Here is a 22,877-nt window from a genome sequence, read left to right as displayed (position 1 = left end):
ACTATCTCAAGCCCTAACGTGCCCATTCATAAGGCGATTTATCACAGACATAGATCAAAATATTGATGCCCAATCGTGATCTGTTCAGCTATTCTGTGCAGTGCTATTTTCGTTCAGGATGGTAAAGGGTTTGGTTGGTGTCACCCATCTGGTTAATGGTTGCTATCATCTGGCTCAACCGCCCATGGTCCCGCTGATTGAAATAGAACACCAGTCGGGGTAAATGTTCTGTCTCATCCTCAACTTGTTGAGGTTGAGGTTCTTGATGATCCAATTCTTCTGGCAACGCCCCACTTTTGCGAATTTGGTCACGAAGCAGGATATCCGTAAACTCTTGATTTAGCCACTTTACATCTGAGTCGGAGAGTTCTTGATTGAGACGCATCACTAAGCGATCGCCGACATAACGGCTGGAATGGTAAACCTGGTAGAATCCCGAAATCGCAGCACAAGCAGTCTCTAGGTTATCCGTAATCGTATATAAGCGATGGTCATCTTCACTGATGAGCCCTCCAGCGATCAGATGTTTGTGTATATAAGCATTCCAGTCTTGCCAATAGTAAGTTCCTGGTGGATCGATTAAGACCACTGGTACGGGGGGAGACTTTCCCGTTTGGCTCAGGGTCAGACATTCAAAGGCTTCATCTTGGGTGCCAAATCCACCGGGGAAAAGTGCGATCGCATCGGTTTCCCGAAGAAAAAATAATTTACGCGTAAAGAAATACTTGAAATCGATCAGCTTCTCATCCCCAGCGATGAAAGGATTTGAATCTTGCTCAAAGGGGAGCTGAATATTGAGGCCAAAAGACTTTTCTGCCCCCGCCCCTTGATTACCTGCTTCCATAATGCCGCCCCCCGCTCCCGTCATTACCATAAAGCCTTGCTGAGTAACGCAGCGGGCAAAATCTACTGCCATTTGGTAGGCCGGACTATCCGGTGGTAGGCGAGAAGACCCAAAAATGGAGATCTTACGAATGTGTCGATAGCGGTGAAAAACCTGAAACCCTTGCTCTAGATCTTGTAAGGCCGCCGTCAGAATTTTCCAATCTAAGCGATCAAGATCTTCTTCTGCCATATTCAGCACAGTTTCCAGGGCCTGCACCATCAGAGGACCATGCTTGAGTTGGGGTAAAACGTCTAAAAAATGATCGAGACGCTGATGTAAAGCAACCGATGGATCAGGAGACTGAGTCATAAGCATGCGTCACTCTAGGCTGGGTCAGCTCAACGATAACAATTTAACGACAAAAAAGCGGTCCTTAGTTTATTGGCGAAGGACCGCTTCTATAACTTAAATGAACTGCAAAGATGGGTTGCAGCGAACGGATTCCATGCTAGAACCCGAAAAACCTGAAAAATTAGAGATACTTATCTAAAGTACTGGCCAAAGTGGTTTTAGGAACAGCTCCTACAACCATATCGACACGCTGCCCGCCCTTAAAGACCATTAAAGTCGGAATACTACGAATTCCGTACTGACTGGCAACATTGGGATTTTCATCCGTGTTGATTTTTACAACCTTGACTTGGCCTTTATATTGCTCAGAGATTTCATCAACGACGGGAGCAACCATCCGACAAGGTCCGCACCAAGGTGCCCAAAAATCAACAAGAACAGGAACATCACTTTCAATGACTTCTTCTTTGAATGTGGCATCTGTGACTGGGGCAGCTGATGACATGCTTAGAAACCTTTATCGACTGTAGCTTATCTACGATTTGTACCATAGCAGGTTCAACCCCACCTAGACATAAACAGAAAATTAACAATCAAAATGCCTATATCAGCGCCTAAAATGAGGAAGCCGCCCGAACAAATGCTCAGGCGGAGTGTGGTGTGAGGAGTGAACGGAAACATGCGTCTCCGCTATACCCATTCTAGGCAACCAATTCACGTTTGCCATACCTTTTTTGGCAAAGATCGGCATCTATACGTGTAAAGTTTGGCAAATTTTTGTTATTTACCCATGCCTAGTTTTTGGGCTGCTTGGTAGACTTTCCCTTCTGTCAGCAGAGATGGAGCAACCACTACCTCTACTTGCTGCATCTGTTTAATATCTTTGGCCCCTAAAGTCCCCATGCTCGTTTGCAAGGATCCAAGAAAGTTGTGGGTGCCATCATCTAACTGAGCTGGTCCTCGCAGAATTTGCTCTAGGGTACCGGTTGTCCCGACCCGAATTCGTGTCCCTCGGGGCAACACAGGACTAGGCGTTGCCATTCCCCAGTGAAATCCTCGTCCTGGTGCTTCCGCTGCTCTAGCAATGGGCGAGCCCATCATAATTGCGTCGGCACCACAGGCGATACATTTGCACACATCACCGCCAGTAATCAGGCCCCCATCCGCAATGATCGGAATATATTGGTTAGTCTCGCGAAAATGGTCATCACGAGCGGCAGCACAGTCTGAGATCGCAGTTGCTTGCGGAACCCCAACTCCCAAAACGCCTCGGGTTGTGCAAGCTGCACCGGGACCAATACCCACCAAGACTGCTGCAGCACCGGCCTGCATTAAGCTTTTTGTAACTTCATAGGTTACACAATTTCCCATCACCACAGGGATCGGGAGGTCTTGGCAAAACTTAGCTAGATCAAGAGGGGTAACACTTTCTGGAGACACGTGATCCGTGGAAACGACTGTTGCCTGGATAAAAAATAAATCCGCACCTGCGTCAACCACAGCTTGCCCAAATTTACTAGCCCCGATCGGTGTTGCACTCACCGCTGCAATGCCTCCTTGAGACTTGATCTGGGTGATGCGCTCGCGAATCAGTTCCGGTTTGATGGGTTCTGCGTAGAGTTCTTGCATGAGTGGCACAAAGCCATTCACATCAACCCCGGCGATTTTGTCCAGAATGGGCTCTGGATCGCTGTATCGGGTTTGAATCCCTTCCAAATTCAATACCCCTAGGGCGCCTAATTCTGATAGACGAACGGCCATTTTGACATCCACAACCCCATCCATTGCACTCGCTAGAATGGGAATCTCCCGCTGAATACCACCAATTTGCCATTGGGTATCTGCCAATTGTGGATCTAGGGTTCGTTGTCCTGGTGAAAGGGCAATTTCGTCAATTCCATATGCTCTACGCGCCGTTTTGCCACGGCCAATTTGAATATCCACACCAGTAACCATTCCAGAACGATTTAGCTAGACTAACAAAGCCAAATTGCCCTGTCAAAGTCTTACAAAGACTTGAATATTAGCAGGTGTGGCATATCGCCAGCTAGCTCCTACTCACTACAGCTTCCAGAGCGTTGAAGGGGTTGACGACTCCACCTCCCTTAGAACTAACTCAATCATTACGATTCTGGAGAGGATCGTCGCTTAATAATGGGCTTGCTCACTGGGCGAGGTTTGTTTGAAGTGTTTTGAGGACGAGGAGAGCTGAACTTCCTGGGTTTGCGAGACTCGCTTCTTTCCTGCTTTGATTTGCGTTTGGGAGGGACAAGGGCCACTTTTTGCCCATTGACAATCGCTAGTTCTCCCCCTTGACGCTGCACATGTAAATCCCAGAAATAGCCTAAAGTTTTATCCTTTAGATTGCCAGTGAGCTTGAGCTTAAAGGCTTTGGGGCGATCTGAACTTTTTCGAGGAGATTGCTGGATTTTTACCAATAAATAATTTCTCTCTGTGGATTGAAAAACAATCTCACCCCGAATGGAAAAATAACCATCTTGAAGGGGGGCCGCAAGCTGGCTAGGTTCTTCAGGCGTGTCTGACGCTTCGGTCGCAGCCATAGGACCAAACCCTTCTGTTGACCAAACGCCGACAATCTGCATATGCAGCGTTTCTTCTTTCTCGCGGGTTCGAGGATAAACGACCCATAAATAGGTTTGCTCTAAATCTAGATACTTTTTGACTAGACTCATGACCTGACCCAACAAAACCGCATCCAAGTGGGTTTCGTCTTCTGTAATTAGGTCTCCTCGATTAAATTGCTCTTCCGAAGGTCGGTACTTCCCTTTGATTAATCCAATCGCCCGATATTGCATCGGTTCACTGGGCGGTGGAATGGGTTGTTGTCCTGCGGATTCAGGTACGTCAATAGTTACATCCGCAGCAGGTTCTTTTTTTTCTACGGCAACTATCTCAGGCGCTGGAGGCGGGGGTGTTTTAGCCACAGGGCGCCGAGGTGGACCTTTTAATTGCATATTGTCCACATGAGTCTGTTGAGTCTCACCCTTGGGGGAATTGGACTGTTCATCTGAAACCGTTTGAGGGTCCATATCAACAGATTTTTTTTTGGTGTGACGAGTTGACTTAGGTGGCTGTTCGCTAGAGGAACTCATAGACTTCGGAATGATAATCGAGCAGCAGGTGGGTGAAACCTGATTGTATTTTTTTACCATCCTAACCGGGCTGTCGATCAAATCCTAATCCCTGATGAATTAAAAAATGATCGTTTCCTACAAAACTCAAACAAATGTTTCTCTACCCTGGATAAAAAGTTTAGTTAATACAAGCAATCTCACCTGATTTTTGGCTAAACATTAAATTCTCTTTGTAATCAATTGGACAGTCCACAATTGTTGGCACATCTTGTGCCAATGCAGTCTTTAGACAAGGCATAAAATCAGCACTCGATTCTACTCTATAACCTTTGAGTCCCATACTTTCTGCGAGCCGCACAAAATCAGGGTTGCCAAACTTAATAAAAGAAGCTTCTCCGTAATATTGTTGTTGTTTCCACTCAATCAAACCATAGCCGCCATCGTTAAAAATAATGGTGGTAAAAGCCACACCCAGACGCAATGCTGTTTCCAGTTCCTGCATATTGATCATGAAACCACCGTCGCCAGTTACAGCCACCACATGGCGATCGGGATAGACTAATTTGGCAGCTAAAGCGCCAGGAATGGCAATTCCCATCGCTGCAAATCCATTGGAAATTAGGCAGGTGTTCGGGCGATCACAATGATAATGGCGAGCCATCCACATTTTGTGAGCCCCCACATCAGAGATCACAATATCTTCGGATGCGAGAACTTCGCGGAGATCATAAATCAGCTTTTGCGGACGTAAGGGAAAGTGCTCGTCCTTGGCATATTCCTCATAGTCTGCGCGGATTTGAGGTCTAAGCTCAACCCCGTAGGGATCGGGCTTGCCCTGGCGGTCTGCCCGTCGGAGAATTTCGATCAGAGAATCAGAGATATCCCCGACCACTTCAGTTTTAGGGATATAGCTACTGTCAATCTCAGCTGGCTCTGCTCCCACATGCACAATGGGGATGGTGCCATCCGGATTCCACTTTTTAGGCGAAAACTCGATTAAGTCATAACCCACGGCAATGACGAGATCGGTTCGATCAAAGCCACAGCTGATATAGTCTCGCTGTTGTAATCCCACGGTCCACAGAGCTAGGGGATGGGTATAGCGAATCACCCCTTTACCCATAAACGTATTGGCTACAGGAATATTCAATTCGGTGGCAAATTGGGTGAGGGCCTCGCTGGCATTGGCTCGAATGGCTCCATTGCCCACCAAGATTAAAGGATTAGTGGCCTGAGAAATGATTTCAGCTGCCTGCTCAAGGTTACGAGGAGAGGCAAAACTCCGCTTCAGGCTATCCTGCTGTAGGGGCATGCCTTCGGCGGGCATAGCAGCAATATTTTCCGGTAAATCGATATGCACCGCTCCCGGTTTTTCTGTTTGGGCCCGTTTGAAGGCTCGTCGCACAATTTCTGGGGTGTTGCTGGGGCGAACAATTTGTGAGTTCCATTTAGTGACGGGATTAAACATGGCCACCAAATCTAAATACTGGTGAGACTCGATATGCATGCGATCGGTGCCGACTTGCCCGGTAATCGCCACTAAGGGGGCTCCATCTAAGTTGGCATCGGCAACCCCCGTCATCAAGTTGGTGGCCCCTGGGCCTAGGGTTGAAAGGCAAACTCCTGCTCGGCCGGTTAATCGACCGTATACATCGGCCATAAACGCAGCCCCCTGTTCATGGCGGGTGGTGATGAACTGGATCGAGGAGTCTCGCAGGGCTTCTAAGACTTGGAGGTTTTCTTCTCCTGGCAACCCAAAAATATACTCAACACCCTCGTTTTCCAAACATTTGACCAACAATTCTGCTGTATTCATTAAAAATGGCTCACTTCACCCATACGGTTTTGATGTTAACGAATTCATGAATGCCTTGGATGCCTAATTCTCGGCCATAGCCAGAGCGTTTGATGCCACCAAAAGGGAGGCGGGGATCAGATTTGACCATGCCGTTAATAAAGACAGCGCCTGCGTCCAAATGTTGGATCAGATGATCCTGTTCTTGGGGATCGGTGGTCCAGGCACTGGCTCCTAATCCAAAGGGGCTATCGTTGGCTAACGCAATGGCAGCTTTCATATCAGCCACTCGAAAGACTAACGCGACTGGACCAAAGCATTCCTGGGCGTAAATTGGGTTGTCTTTGGTAATGTTTGTTAGAACCGTGGGCTGGTAAAAATTCCCAGGTAAGTCTGACCAACGTTGACCACCCAGCAGGACTTGAGCACCATGAGCAATGGCGGTTTGGACTTGCTGTTCCAGTTCTTCAAGAATACTGGTGGTCGCCAAGGGGCCGACCTCGGTTTGTGGGCTCATGGGATCGCCTAGGGCTAGCTTGCTCAGCGCTGCGGTAAATTTTTCTAGAAACGGATCTGCGATCGCATCCGCCACAATAAATCGTTTTGCAGCAATACAGGACTGCCCCGTATTCAACATTCGCGCTTTCACAGCTGTTGCCACCGCTGCCTCTAAATCAGCACTCTCTAAGATAATGAATGGGTCGCTGCCACCTAGCTCTAGGACTGTTTTTTTGATCTGACGACCGGCGATCGCCGCTAAGCTGGCTCCGGCTGGCTCGCTCCCCGTCAGGGTTGCTGCTTTAACCCGATCATCTTTAACGACCATTTCTACCTGCTGAGCAGAGATAAGTAAGGTTTGGAACACATGCTCAGGGAACCCTGCTTCTAGGAGGATTTGTTCAATCGCCAATGCACATTGAGGGACATTGGAGGCATGCTTAAGAATACCTACGTTTCCAGCCATCAGGGCTGGAGCCGCAAATCGGAAGACCTGCCAGAAGGGAAAATTCCACGGCATGACCGCCAATACAATTCCCAGAGGTTGATAACAGACCCAGGAGCGTTGGGCATCCGTTTCAATGGTCTGACTCGCTAGAAATAGGGGGGCCTGTTCCGCATAGTAACGACAGACCCAAGCACATTTCTTCACCTCGCCTAGGGCTTCTTGAATTGGCTTACCCATTTCTAAAGTCATCAGGGCAGCATATTCCTGACTTTTGTCAGGGTTTTCCAACATATCAGCCGCTTTCAATAACCACTGACTCCGATCCGTAAAGCTCGTCTGACGATAAGACTGAAAGGCCGCTTCAGATTGCGCTAACTTTAATTGAATGGTTTCAGGTGTAAGAGCTGAAAACGATTGAAGTGTTTCTAAGGTTGTCGGATTGACGGTTGCGATGCCCATGTTTCAACCTCTGAATTCAGTCTCTAACCTGTAAAGGCAAGCTCTATAGTGTCAATCATCGCAAAAAAATGTTCGACTTGTGGATGGAATCTGCAAAAGGGGATGGATTGAAAGTAGACTGATCGCTTTTGGTAAAATCTTCTGCAAGACCGGATACTTTTGGCTATGAATTCATTAGAAATGACTTCGACTCAACCCTGAGTCAGGACGTTATTCGGGAGAGTAGCGGAAAGAGCGGCCTTCGGGCCTCAATTAAGACTAAGTAGGACTTTCCAAATCTGTTGAGAAAATTATGGCTTCAACTTGTTCTTTTGATATTGTTAGTGATTTTGAATGGCAGGAATTGGTCAATGCGATTGATCAAGCCAATCGAGAAATTAAGGCTCGCTACGATCTGAAAGATACTAAAACAGAGATCAAGCTAGATCCAACGGAAATCACCATCAGTACGGATAGCGAATTTACCTTGGATGCGGTGCATAATGTGCTGCAAACCAAGGCGGTTAAACGCAAGCTCTCCCTGAAAATTTTTGATTATGGCATCATTGAATCGGCCAGTGGTAATCGGGTCCGACAGGCCATTAAGCTGCAAAAAGGCATTGATACTGAATTGGCGAAAAAGATTTCTAAGCTGATCCGTACGGACTATAAAAAAGTTCAAGCCAGTATCCAAGGAGAAGTCGTCCGAGTCTCCTCCAAATCCAAGGATGACCTACAGCAAGTCATGCAAGATCTGAAGCAAGAAGATTGGCCTGTTGCCCTGCAGTTTACAAATTACCGTTAATCTTAAGAGTGGGCGATTCTACTTTTTTCTTGACCCGATTATGGAGGTATTATGCTGCGCCGGACTTCAGTCGCAACCATTGGCTTAATTATTGGAACCATTCTCTCAGTCGTGGGGATGGCTGGGTACATCAATAACGAAACCACCTTGAATGTAATCACATTCTTTGTGGGTGTACCTGTGTTAGTGGGCGCTTTGGCCTTAAAAGCGGCTGAACTTGAGCCTGTTTTTTTAAAAGAAGAGCCCTCTGATGAAATGTTGGCTTTGCGAGACGCTCAAGCCACGCCAACCCTCAAGCAAGTGGTTCAGGATGTGACCCGCTATCGCTATGGACAAACGGTGCATTTGGATATCGCTCTAGATCGGCTGGGCCTCAAACCCAGTTTTGTCGATGAATGTCCTGTGTTGGTGGGCATACGCGAAGCGAATACTGAGGGTGCCTATACACTAGTCCTTGAATTTGAAACGCCCTACGTCCCATTTGAAAACTGGAAGAAGAAAGAAGACCGATTTGCCAGCTTCTTTGGTCCTGGAATTTATGCGTTAGTCGAAGAGCCGAGTAAAGATCGTGTGGATATTTCGTTGATTGTTAAGGCTGCTTAAGCCCTTCCCATCACAGGGTAGGTGAGAATACTGCCCCAGTGGCTGCGACGATAACTCACGGATCATAAAAAGCCAATCTATTTCAGATTGATGAGATGGAGATTGCATCCTTGTATGTAATCTCCATTGGTGATTTTGGGCTCAGGATTCCAGCCTGATTGGAGACAATAAGTATCTTGGATGCCCTTATCCACAATCACATCCACCACAATCTCCACAGCCGTCTAAACCGCCTAATACATCACAATCTAGGTCGCAGAATTCAAATACGTCGCAAATATCTAGGGGAATACAAGCACTATCACACCATCCGGCACCACAATCTCCACAGGACTCTTGCTGCTGCTTTCGATGTTTCTTAGAATTAGGCGAACTTGCATTTAAGATGCGACTGGCCCCTTTGCAGGCTCGCAGCCGCTGTTGAAAGCGAGGCATCGCACCCGCTAAACCATTATCTTGAACAGCACGTCGAAAGTATTCTGAGCAAGATACGCCTCCATAGAAGCGCCTGTGGGCACAGGAAAATCCTTTGTAGGGAGATAGGTAGCGTTGGTAGTCGCGGACGCCCATCAACACTAGCCATCGCAATAAATGACTGAGGCGAAGGCGTTCTGCCACCTGAGCAACTGGAACTATAACAGCAGCAGAACGGGAGATAAGTCCTCTATTCACAAGTCAAACGCCTTCAGAAACGAGTATATGGATTAGGGTTCCCACTAGAAATTAATATCTAGGATTGTGCCTATGGGCGGGGATGAAGTCTTGGTCGACAGCCATATTAATGACAGCGCAGATCTAATGGGTAGGTAGAATAGGGCGTTAGATAGTCAGAAATCAGCCAGTACACAATATAAACATGGCGATGATGGGATGTCGGCTGGTTGATGGGCCATTGAGCCAGATTATTTAATCCATAGGGCACTCTGTCGCTGAACTTGCCATTTACTGCGAACTCGACATGAAACCCACCCTGCGAAAATTTCTCAGCCATAACATCCGTGGAATAGAAATTTTGAATGGGTATGGGACTGCCTGAATATTCTCTGAGTTGACCGACAAAATAGAAACAATTATCACCATTGCCAGGCGGGCGCCTAACCTCTCCAAAGGCATCAATTTTTGAGGTGCTTCTAGGATGTAAGAGCCCCTGAAAAGCCGTTTCATATTTATGGAGAATCTTATTGTTCTCAAGGGTATGGGACGTTGCAAGCCATACCCACAAGAGTATCGGTCCACCGATGACTAGGAACGGCATCATCAAGATCAATCTTGAGAGCCACAGTAATAGCCTCTCTTTGTTTATTCCCACTACCCTCGTCTTGGCATTTGAAGATAAGACTTTGCCAGCTTGAATGGTTCCTAGTCTACAATGATGTCGATTGCAAGGTAGGTGCGGAAGAGAGAGCGGATAGGATGGGGGCGTAAAAACCTTGTAAATGAATCAGGTCATGATAAAAATTGGTGCGTAGCCATGCACAATAGCGACTAGCCGATGATGGTTGAAGTTGTTCACCTTGGCAGCTTTGCACCATAAGATGAGCTGCCATCATACCGGAGGTCATTGCTTTAAGAACGCCATGGGAAGACGCTGGGTCTAAGACGGCAGCGGCATCCCCCACCAAAAAGTAACCGGGACCCGCTGCAGGATTGACCAGCCGCCAGGTAACGTCCACGGCCCGTGCCTTCCCTTCTGGACAGAGATTTGCCAAATCTTGAGGCTGCCAATGGGCATCGGGTTGACGCTCAAAGGACAAGCGCGTCCATTGATAGCGTTGGTGTTCCACCTTGGCAATCCAGGTCCACCCCTCTGTATCGGAGACAATTAAAGGGGCTTGGTCTCGTTCTGGGCATTCTCCGGTCACGTAGCCGTAATAGGCTCTGAGAGGAGGAGAATAAGGCGTAGTTTTAAGCCCCAGTTTTCGCGCCAACCATTGACAACTGCCAGCGGCATCCACCACAAAGGTGGCGTCTATGGGACCTAAGGTGGTATTGAGTCCTTGTACCTGTCCCTGGTTAACGAGTGGTTCTAAGGCTCGACAGGGTTGAAGAACCTGGACCCCCAGGGTTTGGGCTTGTTCTAGTAGTAGGGAATCAAACTGCGATCGCACCGCCTGAAACCCTAACCACGGTCCCTGCTCATCTTCACCAAAGGCTTGAAATTCTCGCTCCCCTTGCCACTCTACATAATGGCCTGGATGACGCAAAAAGCCTGCATTGAGCACCTGTTCCGCTACCCCCAACCTTTTGAGCAGCGGTTCAATACCTGGATGTAAGGTTTCGCCAGGATGGGAACGGGGAAACTCGGCTTGTTCCAGGAGAGTCACCTTAAGACCTTTTTGGGCACAGTGAATCGCTGTTGCCGTGCCACCCGGTCCTCCACCGACGATCACGACATCGGCTTTAGTCTGTGATGACACGTTGCCAGTCCTCCGGATTGTGGTTGACCCATACATAGGGTAAGGTCCCTACCCGCAGGACAATGTGATGGCTGCTGGCCGAGTTTTGACCATCACATTGTCGTTTAACGTCCTCAATGGGCGCCATCGCCAAACTTCCCCGCATAAAAAATTGCACTTCTATCAGACTTATCAGCCCAAATCGTGTTTATTACGCGGCTCAGATCTCGGAGAACTTTGCCTGGTGAGGCTTCTCTAGGATGGGACTCGTAAAACTTTAAATTGGCCTACAGTTTTATAGTGGTCTGGAATCGAGGGAAGAGCAGTTGCTGCGGACAATCGTAGGCTTTCATCAAGATCAGGACTTCCATTGGGTGGCAGACCTAGACTGTGGCCATGCCCAACATACCCGTCATGATCCACCGTTTTTCCCCCGTCCTTGGGTGATGACGGCTGCTGGTCGGGAATCCCGGATGGGAACTGAATTGGATTGTGGATGGTGCGATCGCAAAACAATACCGGATGGATATGCTCCCTACAAACGCACCCCCGTCTTTAATGCTGAAACGATTCCTGCTGGTTTAACCCAGCACCATGGAACCAAAAAAGGAGTTTGGGGCCTCATCCATGTTGTAGAAGGGACATTGATCTATCGCATTCACCACCCCTTTTATAGTGAAGAAACGTTAGACCCTCAGACGTCCGGTATCGTTCTGCCCGAAGTCCAACACGATGTTCAACCTAGGGAAGATGCAGTATTTTATGTTGAATTTTGGCGGCGAGCACAACCGTAACGCCTGTTGAACACCCTTTTACCAGGGCAATACCTCTCCATTGGCATGCCAGAACGTACCTGTATTGTCTAGCGTCAACTGATCGATGCGTTCCAATAGTCCATTGACGGATTGCTCCGGGGTAATTCCTTTAGCATTAAAGCGGGTCATTCGAGTCTGAACCAAGCCAGGATGCAGAATCGCTACAGCTATCCCTTTTGGTTTGAGATCATGAGATAAAGATTTCCCCGCCATGCAAAGAGCGACTTTAGACATGCGATAGCCATAGGAGCTACCAGAGGTGTTGTCACCAATCGAGCCCATCCGGCTCGTCATCAGAATCACCTTGGAACCCGATGGAAGATTGGGCAAGAGAGCATGAGTTAGACGTAAGGGGCCAATGGCATTCACTTCGTATTGGCGGCGAATACTTTCAATATTTAGGTCCTCCAAAGTGACTCGATCAATCATCCCCGCATTATTGATTAATCCATCTAGGGACTGCCCTGCCAACCGCTGCTTGAAATCGGCCACAGCGGTGTCTGAAGTGATATCCACTTGAGTTTCAATCTGAATGCCAAGGGCTTCTAACTCAGGTGATGAGGTGCGACAGGCGGCAATAACTGTGTCACCCCGTTGCTGGAGCTGTCGGCAATATTCTAAGCCAATACCGCGATTGGCACCGGTCACTAAATAAGTTGCCATAGGAAAATTCTGTACACTCCTATCAAGTTACATAAAATACAAGACCTTGGAACCGGTAGACCTGTCTGGTCGAGCCATCATCATTAAGATGGGAGATGTTGATTCAGATTCAGTCGCTCCACCCATTATGCTAACGGTCGGGCAAGTCATCCAGGAACGATATCAACTGCGGCAGCAGTTGAGAGCACAACCGACCCGGCAGACATGGTTAGCGACAGATCATCAGCCCACCTCCCAACCCAAGCCAGTCATTATCAAGTTTTTGGCCTTTGGGCGAGGGATGGCCTGGGATGAAATGAAACTCTTTGAACGGGAAGTTCAGGTTCTCCAGCAGCTGAATCATCCTCAAATCCCTCGGTATCTCGATTCCTTTCATATCCAGGCCCCTGAACCTTGGCTGGGGCTGATTGAAGAGTATATTCCAGGCAATAACTTACAAACGTTGATTGCCCAGGGGCAACGGCTTTCGGAGTCAGAGATTTATGATGTCGCCGCTCAAATTTTAAAGATTCTTATCTACCTGCATGAGCAGAATCCCCCCATCCTCCACCGAGATATCAAGCCCAGTAATTTAATCCTGACCCCTAACCAAACGGTTTTTTTAGTGGATTTTGGGGCTGTTCAAAATCGATTGACCCCAGCCGATGGCTCCTTTACGGTGGTGGGCACCTATGGCTATACCCCCTTAGAGCAGTTTGGTGGCCAAGCTGTCCCAGCTTCAGATTTGTATAGCTTAGGGGCAACCTTATTGCACCTGCTGACAGGGCTAGCTCCAGCTCAACTCACCCAGACAGATATGCGGTTACCATTTGGCGATGGTCAAGGGCTGGCCTATATTTTCCGGACAGCAAGGAACGGCCATCGCATTACCCTTACAAACCACCTCACGTCATGGCTAGAGAAAATGACAGCTCCTGCCCTAGCCGATCGATTTAAGTCTGCAAGAACAGCATTATCGGCCTTAACCTCTCCGAGTGCTAGTAGAGTAGCCCCAGTTTCTGCTAAAGAACTAAGCACGCATCGGCTCCAAATTGATCCTAATCCTGAGCATTTACAAGCACAGATTCACCCCATTTGGTCCGCACCCTTACCCAGATTGAAGGATCTGGTTGGGATGACATTGCTGACACTTTTAGGGCCATTAGCTGTCATTCTTCTGGCCTTGCTGCCTATTGGCTTGACCTATACGCGCCAAGCTCTTGCCTCCGGAGATGTAGGGAGCCTTAGTATTGGTGTGCTATTGCTTTGTTTGGGCAGTATCCCTTGGCTCACCGGGTTCAATTGGCTGAAGCAGAACTTGACGAGCACTGTCATCGAGAGTGTGGACCACCAGCTAATTATCAAATATCAGCTATCGGGCTTGACCTATTGGCAACAGTCCCAACCCCACAGAGACATTACTGATATCTACGCAGTGTCTCTGACCCGGGAAGAAGAAACAGTTATGGTTAATTTCAAAAGCCGATCAGCGTTAGCCCTGGCCCATAGCTTGAACAACCAAGACAGCCAACGACTTACCCAAACACTGCGGCAGTGGATTGCTCCCTATGGATAACAGCCTCCAAGCTGCATGCCAAGGTTTGGAGGAGTCGTCTTCTTCTCACAGTTGCTAATCTAGAGAATATTCTTTAGCTGCTGGTGAAAGAGAGTGATATCAGTCCATGTCGATTAGGGGTATGTCCATCTATACAGGCCATCAGATCAAAATCCCGGTTATGGCTCTGTTAGGGGTCACAGGCTGTTTTCTAGCACTGTACTTTACCGCTAATCTAAGAGCGGATAAGGTGGCCCACTTAGCCATGAGCTTGGTATTTTTATTTGCGGCCTTGTCCAGCCTCTGGGATCGGCGATTGCAGCTGCAGCTGGGCAGCAACATCCTGTCCCTTGGGTGTGGGATTTGTATGGTGGGGGGAATCTTGTTCCAAAGCTTGCAGTCGCCGACTGGTTGGTACCTGGCATTCGCCCCGTTTATCGCGGCTATTGGTGTTATGCTGCTGGCCTCAGGTTGGCAGACTTTGGGGCAATATCAAATAGAGTTGCTCACCCTCTTTTGCCTCGGTCTGCCGAAACTGCTGCTAAAGTTTATTCCCGATATTTCTCCCTTCACGGCTCAATTCTCGACGTATTTACTGTGGTATTCAGGTTTTTCTGTTCAACTCACCAATGATTTAATTCAGTTGCCAGATGGAGCGGTGAAGGTGGTTCCCGCTTGCTCGGGCCTGAACTTAATGACCTATATGTTTGCCATTACAGTGATTTTTCTGTTGATGTTTCCGCTCCCCACTTCTGCAAAGATTATGGCTCCCGTAGTGGCAGTTACTCTAGGTTTTGTGATTAATGGCATCCGTGTGGCGTTATTAGCCCTCCTCTCGACCCAAAACGACCCCGCTTTGTTTGACTATTGGCATAGTAATGATGGCGCCTTAGTCTTTGTGGTGGTGACAGTTTTACTCTTTGGTCTGTTTTGTGGGTGGATTGTTCATCAAGCTCAGGGAGATCATCCTGAATAAGTGCTTTAAAGGCGTAAGATTGGGCGGAAGCAGATCACAATCTCCATGACTCAACCTAAACTGGATCGCCTCTGGCGGGCCTATGCCACTCAATCTCGTTCCATCACGATGATTCGTTGGCTAGGGTACGGCCTACTTCTATTAGCCCTACTGGATTTGGGGGCGATTCTTATTCCGATTGACCTGATGAATCCTGTTTGGGAATTTCGTAGTATCGGGTCCATCGTTGAACGGATTCCAGTGCCGCTTATTGGCTTTGTCATGGTGTTTTGGGGGGAGCAGGAGTATCGTCGTCCCGCTGAGAAACTGATTCTCAAGGTGCTAACCTGGCTTACCCTCGCTCTAACCCTCGTGTTAGTAGCCATGATTCCCTTATGTTTTGTGAATTCTATGCGGATACACAATCTAAAAGTGGAAGAAATTAATGCCTTTAAAGTGCAACGCTTGGCCTTGGTTCAGCAGTTAGAGACAAAGCTTGATCAGACTAATTCTGTGGACGAATTCCAGCGCCTGCTTAGTCGGGCTCTTACAAATCGTTCCTCGATAACATTAGATACTAATCAGGCCCTACCGGATATCAAGGCTCAAATTCCCAGCTTACTATCCCCTGCCCGGTCTGCGATTGAGCAACAAGCGAAAGACGCCCTAGAGCAGGCTCGAAATGAGCAACCTGGATTACTGAAACGAACGATAAAATGGTCCTTGGGAGCTTTAATTGGTGCTGTTGTGGGTCTCCGAATTTGGCAAAGTACTCGGTGGGCCCGCAAAAAGTCCTATTTGTAAGGCAAGCTACAATACTGGATAGTTAAGTTAAGAAATTTAGATTATTTCCCTCTTTTGCTGAACTAATAGACCAATATCCCTATTCGGAGCTATATCTTGGAAAATATGTGTAGAATGCCTATAGTTTCTCTCGCTTCCATTCACTGACGCCATGCCATCTGTTGATAATTGTGATGATCCTTGGCAAACGCCTGCTGCTGAAGTGGATGCTGAGGTTTTGGAAACATCTCAACGTTTAGTTGAAAAGTCAGACAGCCAATGGCCAAAGCCTGACCCCGCTCCCCCTAACCCAGACTTAGAACTTGCTCAGCAAAAAATTACTGAATTAGAGCTACAGCAAAAAAGAATTTTTCAGCGCAATGTCACTTTGACGGCTGAAATAGCCCAGTTACGGGCAACAAACCAGCGTTTAACCCAGGAACTTGCCCAGCGCCCACAGCCTGCCAAAAAGCAGGGCTGGTGGCAGAGGCTCTTTGGGGGATAAGCCGCTACTTGCTGGCGAAGCGGCGAACCGCAAATAGACTTCCAATAATCCCGACAACACTGCCAAACCCTAACAGAATTAGAGGCAATACGACGACTTGCCACGGACTCAGCTGTAGTCCTTCTCCCAAGGTTTGTAAAAAAATAGGTTGCTGCGCAAAGGCGGTGCGCATCAGCTGTCGGATGACCACCAGAAATATCCAGGCAATGACAGCTCCCACTAGCCCAAAGGTGATCCCTTGCAACACAAAAGGGAAATAGATCCAGCTTGTAGTTGCCCCGACCAATTTCATGACTTCAATTTCTTGATTCCGAGCCACGACAATCAGTCGAATCGTGGTAGTGATGACTGCAATCGCTGTCAACGTCAGCAATGCCACGACTCCCAAACTGATCTGACTAAATCCTCGATTTAGCTGGGTGAGATTTTTCAGGGCTTCGTCCAAATATTGAACCGTTTCTACCCCGCGTAAACGCGCAATCTTTTTCGCCAGATTTGGGACGGCTATTGCAGAATTGGCCTGTACTTTGAGGGCATCGACCAAGGGATTTTCCCCTAATCCTTCCGTGGCACCTGCTATATCCGTGGTGCCTAGGTCCGCTAGCAATTCTTTCCAAGCCTCATCTTTAGGAATCACTTCAATACTGGAGACATCGGGAAATTGAGCAATGGAGGATTTGAGCTGGGTGCCAGTGGCCTCTGGCTTTAGATAAACTGCAACTTCAAATCGAGATCCTAAATTATTGAGTAATCCACTCACTTGCCAGGAGGTTTGCAAGCTGATGCCGAGGAGGAACAGCAATACGGTCACAGTACTAATTGCAGCCCAATTCATCCAGCCGCCTCGCTTGAGACCTCGCCCCGTTTCTTGTAACAAATAGGTGAGTTTTGTGGCTACCACCTTGAGTTGTTCAGGAACTTGGAACGGATGAGAACGCATTAGATTACCTGTTCTGCGGGTACCACCTGTAAACGCCCCTGATCGAGCTGAGCAACGGGCGCTTTCACCGCTTGTATCAGTCCCATATCGTGGGTTGTTACTACCACTGTAATGCCAAGGCTATTCAGTTTCTTGAGAATTCCCAAGACTTGTAAGGCATTGTCTTGATCCAAATTCCCAGTGGGCTCATCAGCCAATAGCAATTTAGGGGAGCCGACAATCGCCCGGGCAATACTGGCCCGCTGTTGTTCACCCCCAGAGAGCTGACTGGGAAAGCAATCTGCTCGTTGTTGCAGGCCGACCAATTTAAGAGTGGGATATAGACGTCGGTCGATTTCTGCTTTGGGAACCCCTTGGGATCGCAACACAAATGCCACATTTTCAGCCACGGTCCAGCGGGGAATCAGCTTGTAGTCTTGAAACACCACCCCGAGTTTCCGGCGTAGATGGGACAGACGATTGCCCTTCAGCAATCCTACATTCGTGCCGACCACCCTAACTTCGCCCCGATCGGCTTGTTCTGCCCCATACATTAGCTTCATAAGGGTGGTCTTACCCGCACCAGAGGCCCCCGTTACAAATAGGAAGTCACCCTGCTTTAGGGTTAAATTAATATCCAATAAGTTAAACCGCGTTTGAGGATATACCTTGCAAACGTTTTTTAACTGCACGGTGTAATGGGCATGAGCCGGAGTGTCCACTTGGGCTTTCAATCGCTTAAAAGTCGAAGACATGGTACGAGTGGAAAAGGTCGCTTGGGTCATTGCTATTTACTCAGGGTGTCCATCAAAGAGCACCAGGCAAACTGTGGTAACGCCAGCATCCGCCGCCAACGCCAAGGTTCCTGGTATAGGCGATAGACCCATTCCAGATTGTTGTCACAGAGCCATTTCGGTGCGCGGGTTTTCGTTTCTGCCCAGATGTCAAAGCTGCCGCCGACGCCCACCCAAATGGCATGGGGACAGAGATGGCGATGCTTGGCTATCCAGAATTCTTGTCTGGGAACCCCCAGACCCACAAAAATCACTTGAGGTTGCAGCTGTTTTAGGGTCTGGCAAAAATTATCCATTTCTTCGCCAGAGATAAAACCATGCTGTGTTCCTACGATATTGATCGTAGGTTGTTGTTGCTGCCATTTTTGAGCTGCCTGTTCCGTTACACCTGGGGTACCGCCATAGAAGAAAAAGGACCAAGGTTCTTGTTTAGAGGCTTGTAAAAGGGCCTCAGCCATTTCAATCCCTGGACAACGATCAATTTTCCGACCCCGCAGGCGAAAATGCATGACGACACCAGCCCCGTCTGGAATCACAAGACCTGCCTCTTGAATGATCTGAGCTAACTCAGGATTTTCCCGGGCCTGCATGGTCATTTCGGCATTGAGTGTGACGACATGGAGTCCTGCGTTCTGAGCAATTCGAGCTGCCAACCATTGGGTATAGTCGGGCAGAATATCGACTGCTAATCCCAATATGGGTAAAGATTTGGGTTGCTCAGAAGCTAGCTGCATGGGTATCAGTTATCGTCCCTATTGGTGTGGCCATGGGTGATGACTAAATCTTGGGGTGGAACCAGCGATGGCAGTAACAAACCTCTTTCCTGTTAAAGAAAAGAGGGGACTGTATCTGTAGGTTACCCATTGGATTTACTCATCCTGCCATTATCCCTTAACCTCGACGACTAGTGACGTCATCCAACTGACATCCCGTTCATAAGGTTCAATGCATTGGGGAGGTTGTCTCTTTGCCCCTATGCAGTTATCTGCTCCAAAAGGAATAAATATGCAGGTTTGACACCTCCTATTCAGGGGGCTGGGCAGTGCCATAATGAAAACCGTGACCGCTTCTATAGGATTGATTGTTTGGGCTACGCATGGCAGGACATAGTAAATGGGCCAATATTAAACGGCAAAAAGCAAGGGTAGATGCGAAGAAAGGGAAGGTATTTGCTCGCCTCTCCAGAGCTATTATTGTGGCAGCTCGCCATGGTTCGGCTGATCCTAACGGTAATTTTCAATTGCGCTCTGCGATCGATAAAGCGAAAGCTGCCGGTATTCCTAACGAAAATATTGACCGGGCTATTGCGAAAGGCTCAGGGCAGCTTGATGCGGAAGGCGATCAGTGGGAAGAGATTCGTTACGAAGGGTATGGCATTGGTGGCGTCGCCCTTTTAATTGAGGCAATGACCGATAATCGCAATCGGACCGCAGCTGATCTGCGGGCGGCATTCAATAAGTATGGCGGTAATTTAGGTGAAACGGGATGCGTGGGCTGGATGTTTCATCAGCAAGGTATTATTTCCATTCTTGGGCCGGTTGATGAAGATCAACTCCTGGAGTCTCTAGTCGAAACAGGGGCGGACTCTTATGAGTTTGTGGAAGAAAATGCTCAAGCCATTGCTGAGGTGAGTACGGATGTAACTGTATTAGAAACGGTGACTGAAGCCCTCAAAGCTCAAGACTTCCAGATTTTGGATGCTGAAATACGCTGGATCGGGGAAATGTCTGTTGCGATCGCAGATCCCGATCAAGCCAAATCGCTGATTCGCCTAATGGATGCCCTAGAAGATCTAGACGATGTGCAATCCGTCACGGCCAATGTTGAATTTATGGATAACGCCTTAGCCGGCCTGTAAAGCTGAAAATTCTAGGTCGTTTGTAAGGAGTCAGACAACATCCCTGCTGTTAGGAACCAATAGAAATCGGCCCTCGTGATCTTTTGATCGGGGAAAAGGGGCATTTTAGGTTTAGGAATATCGATCTTTCTCTTTCCCAAAAGAGAGAAATTGTTTAGGCCGTAAACTCATTTATTGACGTCGATTCACTGCAAATAGTACCTTTATGCTGTCCTATGATCCGTTAACTAAGCGCTTGGGAAGTTATCTCATTGACGCTGGACTACTCTCTGAATCTCAAGTCGATGTAGCCTTGAATGATCAAGAGGCGACGGGGATGCGTTTTGGTGATATCCTCGTTGAGCGTGGGTGGATTAAGCGCCAAACTATTGAGTACTTAACGCGCAAAATTATCCGTATGGAGCGCGAAATAGGCGAACCTTTGAAGTCTGGCCTGATTGAAACCAGTTATTCCCGGAAAAAAAAGCGTTAACTTACCTACGTCCGGCATTAATTTTGCCCTCCTCACTGAGAACGTCCTAGCTCATGGCTAATGCAGAACATCTCGACTTGATCAAGCAAGGCATTGAAGTGTGGAACAATTGGCGAGGACAAAATCTTTTGGTCCGCCCTGATTTGGAGGGGGCGAACTTAAGTGGATGTATCCTCGAAGCAGCCAATCTGGGACAGGCCAACTTGACCTATGCCAATCTGGAAGGGGCCGATCTCAGGCAAGCCAACTTGCAGCGAGCCAGCTTACAAGGGGCTAACTTGCGAATGGCTGATCTGATCCATGCCAACCTTGAATCGGCTAATCTGGAATGCGCCAATTTGGAAGGGGCTGATTTGTATAAAACAAACCTGTCTCAATCTAAATGCCATAAAGCCAATTTATCCAAAGCCATCATCCGACGAGCGAGCCTAGTCGGTGCCAATCTGAAAGCAACAGAGAACTCTCTCACCGATTATTTCCAGGCCAATATGATGCGGGTGAACTTCTATATGGCCAACGCCAATCAGGCCAACTTAGAAGGAGCCAATCTGATTGAAGCGAATTTAGGCTTGGCCAATTTTCTGGAGGCCAATCTGCGTAAAGCGAATCTGTGCCGTGCCAATTTGTACCGCGCCAATTTATGTCGTGCGAATCCTTATGAAGCCTTGTTAAAAGGGACAACCATGCCAGATGGCACCATTCATGACTAAGCAGGCAACCGCAGTAATTGCTGCAAACGATTTAAAAACCCTTCTGCCAAAAGCGCCAACCCAGCAACTGGGATAGCCCCTACCAACAAAATCGCTGGTTCATTGAGGGCAAACCCGAGGGTAATAAATGAACCTAACCCACCAGCACCGATAAACGCGGCTAAAGTTGCACTGGCAATCACTTCTAGGGTGGCCGTTTTGACGCCTGAAAGAATGACGGGCAATGCAAGGGGTAAATCGACCTGACAAAAGAGTTGCCACGGAGTCATACCCATTGCCATTCCCACCTCTCGAACTGAAGCTGGAACAGTTCTAAAGCCCACTTCCGTCGCTAATAAAATCGGAGGAATAGCCAATAGACAGAGGGCAAAAGCCGCAGCTTGAAAGGTGAGACCCAAGATAGGAATAAGCAAAAATAGGATGGCCAGACTCGGAATAACTCGCAGTCCATTAAATACATTCAGCAGCACAAGCGGCAGTGTGGTTGAGTGTTGTCTAGACCAGCAGACACATTGCCATCCCCCATATCCGCCAATCAAGAGGGCGAAACCTAAGGGCACACTCACCAACAGCAGATGTTGTTGGATCGCCTCCATCACTTGCTCTTGGTGCGAGGCTGCATAACGAGAGGCATCAATGAGAACCATAGCCAGTTCGACCTAACGTTTTCTTGAATATATTCCCTGCAGATGGGCCGATCACCCTAGTTTTCTTCCAGACTAGACTGTATTGGGAACAAACCGCCGATAAGATACCCTATAAACTCAAGCTTTGGTGACGATTCCCCATCACTTGGTTATCACTATTGGGAGACAACATTATTTTGGCAATATCCCCTCAGATTGGTACGTTATATGGGATTGGTGTAGGTCCTGGAGACTCAGATTTAATTAGTGTAAAAGGCCTCAATCGTCTACAAAATTGTCCTATTGTTGCCTATCCTGCCGGTCTTCAGGGTAAGCCTGGAATTGCCGAACAAATTATTTCCCCTTGGTTGTCTTCACAATATCGCTTACCCCTAATCTTTCCTTATGTTCAGGAGCCTGAACAACTGAACGAGGCCTGGCAGCGAGCGGCAAAAATCGTTTGGAAGTTTCTTGGTAAAGGGCAAGATATTGCCTTTGCCTGTGAAGGCGATATTGGCATGTACAGTACCTTCACCTATCTCGCTGATACCCTGATCAACCTCCATCCCCAAGCGCTTATCCAACGGATTCCGGGGATAAGCTCACCGATGGCGGCAGCGGCAGCCTTGAATGTGCCTCTGACCTACCAGCGCGATCGATTAGCTATTTTGCCGACGCTCCAAAGACTAGAAAATTTAACAGAAGCACTAACTTGGGCTGATGTCGTGGTCTTGTTTAAGGTGAGCAGCGTTTATCCACAGGTTTGGCAAGTTTTAAAACAGCACAACCTCTTACAGTCGAGTTCTATTGTCATCCGAGCCAGTACGGCTGAGCAAGAAATCTATCATAATCTTGAGCAGTACCCAGACTTAGAACTACCCTATTTTTCTCTCCTGATTATTACCAAGCCTACAGGTTCAAAATCCAGCTCAGGCTGATAGTCAGGTCATCTTTTTTCTCCGAAGAAGACCTCATCCCAGGAATTCTG

26 protein-coding genes are annotated in these 22,877 nt (G+C 48.0%); 11 read left to right on the top strand and 15 right to left on the bottom strand.

What is annotated here, in order from left to right:
• Positions 1 to 103: 103 nt before the first annotated feature.
• The 6 genes from AM1_RS08355 to AM1_RS08330 all read right to left on the bottom strand — a co-directional run bounded on the left by AM1_RS08355 (position 104) and on the right by AM1_RS08330 (position 7,472).
• Positions 104 to 1,201: an LOG family protein gene (locus AM1_RS08355; protein ID WP_012162391.1), complete on the bottom strand. Its 1,098-nt coding sequence runs from the start codon at positions 1,199 to 1,201 to the stop codon at positions 104 to 106.
• A gap of 157 nt (positions 1,202 to 1,358) precedes the next feature.
• On the bottom strand, positions 1,359 to 1,682 hold the full coding sequence (trxA, locus tag AM1_RS08350; RefSeq protein WP_010472447.1) for a thioredoxin: 324 nt from the start codon (positions 1,680 to 1,682) through the stop codon (positions 1,359 to 1,361).
• 275 nt (positions 1,683 to 1,957) lie between these two features.
• Positions 1,958 to 3,121 carry a GuaB3 family IMP dehydrogenase-related protein gene (locus AM1_RS08345; protein WP_012162390.1) on the bottom strand — a complete coding sequence of 388 codons (1,164 nt, stop codon included), beginning with the start codon at positions 3,119 to 3,121 and terminating at the stop codon, positions 1,958 to 1,960.
• 179 nt (positions 3,122 to 3,300) lie between these two features.
• Positions 3,301 to 4,290 carry a hypothetical protein gene (locus tag AM1_RS08340; protein WP_012162389.1) on the bottom strand — a complete coding sequence of 330 codons (990 nt, stop codon included), beginning with the start codon at positions 4,288 to 4,290 and terminating at the stop codon, positions 3,301 to 3,303.
• Between the two features lie 160 nt (positions 4,291 to 4,450).
• Positions 4,451 to 6,088 carry an acetolactate synthase large subunit gene (locus AM1_RS08335; RefSeq protein WP_012162388.1) on the bottom strand — a complete coding sequence of 546 codons (1,638 nt, stop codon included), beginning with the start codon at positions 6,086 to 6,088 and terminating at the stop codon, positions 4,451 to 4,453.
• Positions 6,089 to 6,098: 10 nt separating this feature from the next.
• On the bottom strand, positions 6,099 to 7,472 hold the full coding sequence (locus AM1_RS08330) for an NAD-dependent succinate-semialdehyde dehydrogenase (RefSeq protein WP_012162387.1): 1,374 nt from the start codon (positions 7,470 to 7,472) through the stop codon (positions 6,099 to 6,101).
• Between the two features lie 292 nt (positions 7,473 to 7,764).
• Between AM1_RS08330 and AM1_RS08325 the strand changes: the two genes are divergently transcribed.
• Together AM1_RS08325 and AM1_RS08320 are read left to right on the top strand one after the other, a co-directional pair.
• Positions 7,765 to 8,256 (top strand): YajQ family cyclic di-GMP-binding protein, encoded by a 492-nt coding sequence (locus AM1_RS08325; RefSeq protein WP_012162386.1) that lies wholly within the window; start codon positions 7,765 to 7,767, stop codon positions 8,254 to 8,256.
• 51 nt (positions 8,257 to 8,307) lie between these two features.
• Complete coding sequence (locus tag AM1_RS08320) at positions 8,308 to 8,859, top strand: DUF2854 domain-containing protein (RefSeq protein ID WP_012162385.1); 552 nt, start codon at positions 8,308 to 8,310, stop codon at positions 8,857 to 8,859.
• Between the two features lie 186 nt (positions 8,860 to 9,045).
• Here the strand turns inward: AM1_RS08320 and yidD are convergent, their stop codons facing one another.
• The 4 genes from yidD to AM1_RS42075 form a co-directional block, all read right to left on the bottom strand.
• Positions 9,046 to 9,531 (bottom strand): membrane protein insertion efficiency factor YidD, encoded by a 486-nt coding sequence (gene yidD, locus AM1_RS08315; protein WP_012162383.1) that lies wholly within the window; start codon positions 9,529 to 9,531, stop codon positions 9,046 to 9,048.
• Between the two features lie 106 nt (positions 9,532 to 9,637).
• Positions 9,638 to 10,117 carry a hypothetical protein gene (locus AM1_RS08310; protein ID WP_012162382.1) on the bottom strand — a complete coding sequence of 160 codons (480 nt, stop codon included), beginning with the start codon at positions 10,115 to 10,117 and terminating at the stop codon, positions 9,638 to 9,640.
• A gap of 106 nt (positions 10,118 to 10,223) precedes the next feature.
• Positions 10,224 to 11,276 (bottom strand): NAD(P)/FAD-dependent oxidoreductase, encoded by a 1,053-nt coding sequence (locus tag AM1_RS08305; RefSeq protein ID WP_012162381.1) that lies wholly within the window; start codon positions 11,274 to 11,276, stop codon positions 10,224 to 10,226.
• Positions 11,260 to 11,403 (bottom strand): hypothetical protein, encoded by a 144-nt coding sequence (locus tag AM1_RS42075; protein ID WP_187152928.1) that lies wholly within the window; start codon positions 11,401 to 11,403, stop codon positions 11,260 to 11,262. Before AM1_RS42075 ends, AM1_RS08305 begins: the two co-directional genes overlap by 17 nt.
• A gap of 178 nt (positions 11,404 to 11,581) precedes the next feature.
• Between AM1_RS42075 and AM1_RS08300 the strand changes: the two genes are divergently transcribed.
• Positions 11,582 to 12,049 (top strand): DUF3565 domain-containing protein, encoded by a 468-nt coding sequence (locus AM1_RS08300; RefSeq protein WP_041659395.1) that lies wholly within the window; start codon positions 11,582 to 11,584, stop codon positions 12,047 to 12,049.
• 18 nt (positions 12,050 to 12,067) lie between these two features.
• Here the strand turns inward: AM1_RS08300 and AM1_RS08295 are convergent, their stop codons facing one another.
• Positions 12,068 to 12,733, bottom strand: coding sequence for an SDR family oxidoreductase (locus AM1_RS08295; RefSeq protein ID WP_012162378.1), 666 nt, complete (start codon positions 12,731 to 12,733; stop codon positions 12,068 to 12,070).
• A 46-nt stretch (positions 12,734 to 12,779) separates the two neighbouring features.
• Between AM1_RS08295 and AM1_RS08290 the strand changes: the two genes are divergently transcribed.
• The 4 genes from AM1_RS08290 (at position 12,780) to AM1_RS08275 (ending at position 16,510) form a co-directional block, all read left to right on the top strand.
• Positions 12,780 to 14,288, top strand: coding sequence for a serine/threonine protein kinase (locus tag AM1_RS08290; RefSeq protein ID WP_238549193.1), 1,509 nt, complete (start codon positions 12,780 to 12,782; stop codon positions 14,286 to 14,288).
• A 121-nt stretch (positions 14,289 to 14,409) separates the two neighbouring features.
• Positions 14,410 to 15,243, top strand: coding sequence for a cyanoexosortase A (gene crtA, locus AM1_RS08285; protein ID WP_148215694.1), 834 nt, complete (start codon positions 14,410 to 14,412; stop codon positions 15,241 to 15,243).
• A 45-nt stretch (positions 15,244 to 15,288) separates the two neighbouring features.
• The gene (gene hpsJ-A, locus AM1_RS08280; protein ID WP_012162375.1) at positions 15,289 to 16,026 is read left to right on the top strand and encodes an HpsJ-like protein, cyanoexosortase A-associated; all 738 of its coding nucleotides are present in this window, start codon (positions 15,289 to 15,291) and stop codon (positions 16,024 to 16,026) included.
• 151 nt (positions 16,027 to 16,177) lie between these two features.
• Positions 16,178 to 16,510: a hypothetical protein gene (locus tag AM1_RS08275; protein ID WP_012162374.1), complete on the top strand. Its 333-nt coding sequence runs from the start codon at positions 16,178 to 16,180 to the stop codon at positions 16,508 to 16,510.
• Positions 16,511 to 16,514: 4 nt separating this feature from the next.
• Here AM1_RS08275 and AM1_RS08270 read toward each other — a convergent pair whose 3' ends face one another.
• The 3 genes from AM1_RS08270 to AM1_RS08260 are packed head-to-tail and all read right to left on the bottom strand — an operon-like array spanning position 16,515 to position 18,957.
• On the bottom strand, positions 16,515 to 17,450 hold the full coding sequence (locus AM1_RS08270) for a cell division protein FtsX (RefSeq protein WP_012162373.1): 936 nt from the start codon (positions 17,448 to 17,450) through the stop codon (positions 16,515 to 16,517).
• On the bottom strand, positions 17,450 to 18,214 hold the full coding sequence (gene ftsE, locus AM1_RS08265; protein ID WP_012162372.1) for a cell division ATP-binding protein FtsE: 765 nt from the start codon (positions 18,212 to 18,214) through the stop codon (positions 17,450 to 17,452). Before ftsE ends, AM1_RS08270 begins: the two co-directional genes overlap by 1 nt.
• Before the next feature lie 2 nt (positions 18,215 to 18,216).
• Entirely contained in the window at positions 18,217 to 18,957 is a 741-nt protein-coding gene (locus AM1_RS08260; RefSeq protein ID WP_012162371.1) for a WecB/TagA/CpsF family glycosyltransferase, read from the bottom strand.
• Positions 18,958 to 19,319: 362 nt separating this feature from the next.
• Here AM1_RS08260 and AM1_RS08255 point away from each other — a divergent pair, with 362 nt between their 5' ends.
• The 3 genes from AM1_RS08255 to AM1_RS08245 all read left to right on the top strand — a co-directional run bounded on the left by AM1_RS08255 (position 19,320) and on the right by AM1_RS08245 (position 21,263).
• Positions 19,320 to 20,081: a YebC/PmpR family DNA-binding transcriptional regulator gene (locus AM1_RS08255; RefSeq protein ID WP_012162370.1), complete on the top strand. Its 762-nt coding sequence runs from the start codon at positions 19,320 to 19,322 to the stop codon at positions 20,079 to 20,081.
• Between the two features lie 205 nt (positions 20,082 to 20,286).
• Positions 20,287 to 20,553 (top strand): hypothetical protein, encoded by a 267-nt coding sequence (locus AM1_RS08250; RefSeq protein WP_010472411.1) that lies wholly within the window; start codon positions 20,287 to 20,289, stop codon positions 20,551 to 20,553.
• A 53-nt stretch (positions 20,554 to 20,606) separates the two neighbouring features.
• Complete coding sequence (locus AM1_RS08245; RefSeq protein ID WP_010472409.1) at positions 20,607 to 21,263, top strand: pentapeptide repeat-containing protein; 657 nt, start codon at positions 20,607 to 20,609, stop codon at positions 21,261 to 21,263.
• On the opposite strand, the gene AM1_RS08240 is transcribed toward AM1_RS08245, so the two are convergent.
• Entirely contained in the window at positions 21,260 to 21,910 is a 651-nt protein-coding gene (locus AM1_RS08240; protein ID WP_012162368.1) for an ABC transporter permease, read from the bottom strand. The genes AM1_RS08245 and AM1_RS08240 overlap by 4 nt on opposite strands.
• A gap of 176 nt (positions 21,911 to 22,086) precedes the next feature.
• On the opposite strand from AM1_RS08240, the gene AM1_RS08235 reads away from it, so the two are divergent.
• Positions 22,087 to 22,827 (top strand): precorrin-2 C(20)-methyltransferase, encoded by a 741-nt coding sequence (locus tag AM1_RS08235; protein ID WP_012162367.1) that lies wholly within the window; start codon positions 22,087 to 22,089, stop codon positions 22,825 to 22,827.
• The last annotated feature ends 50 nt before the right edge of the window (positions 22,828 to 22,877 follow it).

The organism is Acaryochloris marina MBIC11017, assembly GCF_000018105.1.
GTDB classification, from domain to species: Bacteria; Cyanobacteriota; Cyanobacteriia; order Thermosynechococcales; family Thermosynechococcaceae; genus Acaryochloris; species Acaryochloris marina.
This window is presented reverse-complemented; position numbering and strand designations above follow the sequence as displayed.